The following is a 3232-nucleotide window of genomic DNA, read 5'->3' as shown; positions in this document are numbered from 1 at the left end:
GCCTGTGCGACGACGGCCAGCAGCAGCGCGGTGGCCAGCACGGCGCATGCCGCGGCATGCGCCGTACCGACGAGACGGCCCGCCGCGCAGGTGAGGGAGGCGGGGCGGCTCATTGCGGGAACCTCAGCGTTGAACGTTCGGTGCCGGAGATCATCTCCACCTTGGTTTCCCGCACCTTGGGAACCGGCTTGCCTTCGGGGGTGCTGGTCAGCAGCGCCAGGGTGCCGGGCACGTCGGTGCCGGGGGTCAGCACCGTGCCGTCGTCGGCGGGGTTGCGCAGGGCGAAGTGCAGTTCGCCGCGCGAGGCGGCAAGGGCCAGCGGCTCGGCCTGCGGGGGCGAAATTTCCAGGGTGTACACGTCCACCGACGAGGTGGAGGTGTCGTCGCCTTCCTGCTTCAGTTCGGTGCCGGTGGCCAGCACGCGCACGTTTTCGAGCACCAGCTTGGTGCGTGACTTGGCCTTTTCGCGGGTTTCGTCGTCCAGTGTCACCAGCACGTCCACGCGGTTGCCGGGGCGGATGAACCCGGAAAGGCCCAATACCTTGTTGCCCTTGACGGCCACGGCGCGCATGCCGGGGGCGATCAGCGTGCTGACGCCGCCGTGCGATGCGCCGTCCTGCAACAGGCGCGCTTCGGTGATGGGTTCACCGGCGGCCACGGCGGACGACAACACCCGGCCCACGGGCAGGGTGTCCTTGGTGAACGCGCCGGAGGGGGCGCTGGACTTCAGGAAGGGGGCCAGCTTGATCTGTTCGGCGGTCAGCTTGGCGCCGCGCGGCACGTCGGCGGCGGCCACAGCCAGTTCGACCTGCTCGGGGGCGGCCATCTGGGGGGCGGCGGCGCGGTTCACCTGCATGAACCGGAACACCAGCACCCCGGCCACCAGGGCCAGCACCAGCGCGAGGGAAATCTGGATCAGGGAGGAGGCGCGCATGACCGAGCCCTCCTACAGGATGGCGGCCCAGGCGGGCAGCAGGGCGGACATGGCCGAGGGGAAGGCGGCCTGAGCCATGGCCAGGCCCGTGCCCAGCGCGATGGCCACGCCGTAGCACAGCCGGGGCAGGCGGGCCTTGGCGGTGGCGGGCACGTAGTCGAAGCGGCCGGTGACGGCCAGCAGTTCGACGGACACCCGCAGCGAGCGCAGCACGGCGCGCAGTTGCGGCAGGTGGAAGGCCAGCACGCCAAGGGCGTACACGCCGCCGGCCAGGCTGGTCCAGATGAAGGCGCGGAACACGGTTTCGGCGCCCAGGAAGGCTCCGACGGCGGCCAGCAACTTCACGTCGCCCGCGCCCATGACCCGCAGCAGGAAGGGGACCAGCATCAGGCCGAGCCCCAGGCCGAAACCGGACAGCGAGAAGAGCAGGCCTTCCCATGCGCCGGAAAGGCCGCCGGTCCAGGCGCCCAGCGCCGCGTTGGCCGCCACGCCCGCCAGCATGGCGGGAAATGTGAGCCAGTTGGGAATGCGCATGGCGCGCAGGTCGGTGGTCACGGCCACCAGCAGCACGGCGGCGAGGGGGGCGGCAAGGATGGGGGTCATGGGGCTCTCCTCTGTGTGGCCGGGGAAACGGGGTGTCGTCGTTTCCGGGCGGACTGCCCTGTCGGCGGATGCCGATTCGGGCGGGTTCTCCATCGCAAGGTCCGCGCTTTCGATGGCGAAGGGGCCGGGGGTTCGCCCCGGCCCCTTCGAGTGCAGCGTGGCGGGAAGCCGAGTCGCCGTCGCGGGGTGTTACGAGCCGGGGGTGGGCATCTTGGAATCGATGTACGAGAAGGTGGAGCTGACCTTGGTGCCGAGGGCGGTGACGGCGGCCACGATGACGGCGGCGATGAGGGCGGCGATGAGGCCGTATTCGAGGGCGGTTGCGCCTTCTTCTTCACGGATCAGGGCGGTGATGGACTTCAGCATGATCTTACTCCTTTCGGGAATTTGCGCGATTATAAACGGGCCTACGAGCCGGGGGTGGGCATCTTGGAGTCGATGTACGAGAAGGTGGAGCTGACCTTGGTGCCGAGGGCGGTGACGGCGGCCACGATGACGGCGGCGATGAGGGCGGCGATGAGGCCGTATTCGAGGGCGGTTGCGCCTTCTTCATCATTGATCAGGCGGGCGATGATCTTCGACATGGCTGTTCTCCTGTGATTCGTTTGTTGCTGTCTGCTGCGGTCGTGCCGTGGGCTACGAGCCGGGGGTGGGCATCTTGGAGTCGATGTACGAGAAGGTTGCGCTGACCTTGGTGCCGAGGGCGGTGACGGCGGCGACGATGACGGCGGCGATGAGGGCGGCGATGAGACCGTATTCGAGGGCGGTTGCGCCTTCTTCGTCACGGAACAGGGTGGTGATGCGTTCAAACATGATGTCTCTCCTGCGTCGGGGGCTTTTGGGTTGGCCGGGGGGCCGTTGTTGACTCCCATTCAGCAACCCGCGTGCCAAGGCGAGTCATGCAGAATGTAATACGCGTTAACATTCTGAAACCGTGCACAATGTTTTTTCACACTGCTCGGAATGGGCTGTTAGAGCGCGTGATGACAGGGCGCTTGGGCGAGACGCAGGGGCACGCCGCCGGGAAGGAATCCACGAATCTTGGAGTGGGGCTGGCGGAATGGGGGCGCGGCTGGCGCAGGGCGGTGGGCTCGGGACAGGAAGTTCAATGGCGCAGGCGTGCTGGAAGGGAATCTAGGATTTTTGGATCGAGGCGTGGGCGGGGGATGGCAGCAGGGCCGGGGCGCGGCCTTGGGGCGTGATGGGCCAGCGTATCCGGGGGGGGGGCGGGGCACTGCCGTGAAACGTGGCGGGGGGATGCAATGCGCGGGAGGGCCGTGCCCATTGCGGGGCGCGGCGGAAGAAAATCTAGGATTCGTGGATCAGGGGCAGGCCGTTGCGCGGCTTGATGCCGTGCTTCTGCAACTTGGCCCACAGGTTCTTGGGCGTCAGCCCCAGCAGCACGGCTGCTTCGGTCTGGCGGCCTTCTGCGCGGCGCAGGGCATCCAGCAGCAGGTTGCGCTCGACCATGCGCATGGTTTCGCGCAGGTCGATGGGGCCGGTAAGGGCCGCTGCCGCGAAGGCGTGGCTGGAGGAGGCGCCCGCCGATGTGCTGGCGGGTGATGAGCCGGTGGACGGCGGGGGAGACTCGGTCCCAGTGCTGTCCGTGCGGGCTGCGGCATCACCCGGCCCGAATGCGGCGGGGGCGTGCTCAAACGAGTGGTCGCCCCCCGCCCCTTCCGGCGCGGCGCCCGG

At 68.5% G+C, this 3232-nt stretch carries 6 protein-coding genes; all 6 read right to left on the bottom strand.

Annotated features, from left to right (window positions below):
* Positions 1-109 precede the first annotated feature (109 nt).
* Positions 110-934 carry a Flp pilus assembly protein CpaB gene (gene cpaB, locus FVW20_RS10550; RefSeq protein ID WP_196609475.1) on the bottom strand — a complete coding sequence of 275 codons (825 nt, stop codon included), beginning with the start codon at positions 932-934 and terminating at the stop codon, positions 110-112.
* A 12-nt stretch (positions 935-946) separates the two neighbouring features.
* Positions 947-1537, bottom strand: a complete 591-nt coding sequence (locus FVW20_RS10545; RefSeq protein ID WP_196609474.1) for an A24 family peptidase — start codon at positions 1535-1537, stop codon at positions 947-949.
* Positions 1538-1726: 189 nt separating this feature from the next.
* The gene (locus tag FVW20_RS10540) at positions 1727-1903 is read right to left on the bottom strand and encodes a Flp family type IVb pilin (RefSeq protein WP_015946371.1); all 177 of its coding nucleotides are present in this window, start codon (positions 1901-1903) and stop codon (positions 1727-1729) included.
* Between the two features lie 41 nt (positions 1904-1944).
* Complete coding sequence (locus FVW20_RS10535) at positions 1945-2121, bottom strand: Flp family type IVb pilin (protein WP_007526891.1); 177 nt, start codon at positions 2119-2121, stop codon at positions 1945-1947.
* Between the two features lie 52 nt (positions 2122-2173).
* Positions 2174-2350 carry a Flp family type IVb pilin gene (locus FVW20_RS10530; protein ID WP_015946373.1) on the bottom strand — a complete coding sequence of 59 codons (177 nt, stop codon included), beginning with the start codon at positions 2348-2350 and terminating at the stop codon, positions 2174-2176.
* Between the two features lie 495 nt (positions 2351-2845).
* The coding region (locus tag FVW20_RS19740) for a helix-turn-helix domain-containing protein (protein ID WP_231039031.1) at positions 2846-3232 on the bottom strand (387 nt) is incomplete at its 5' end.

This window comes from Nitratidesulfovibrio oxamicus (assembly GCF_015731765.1).
GTDB lineage: Bacteria > Desulfobacterota > Desulfovibrionia > Desulfovibrionales > Desulfovibrionaceae > Cupidesulfovibrio > Cupidesulfovibrio oxamicus.
This window is presented reverse-complemented; position numbering and strand designations above follow the sequence as displayed.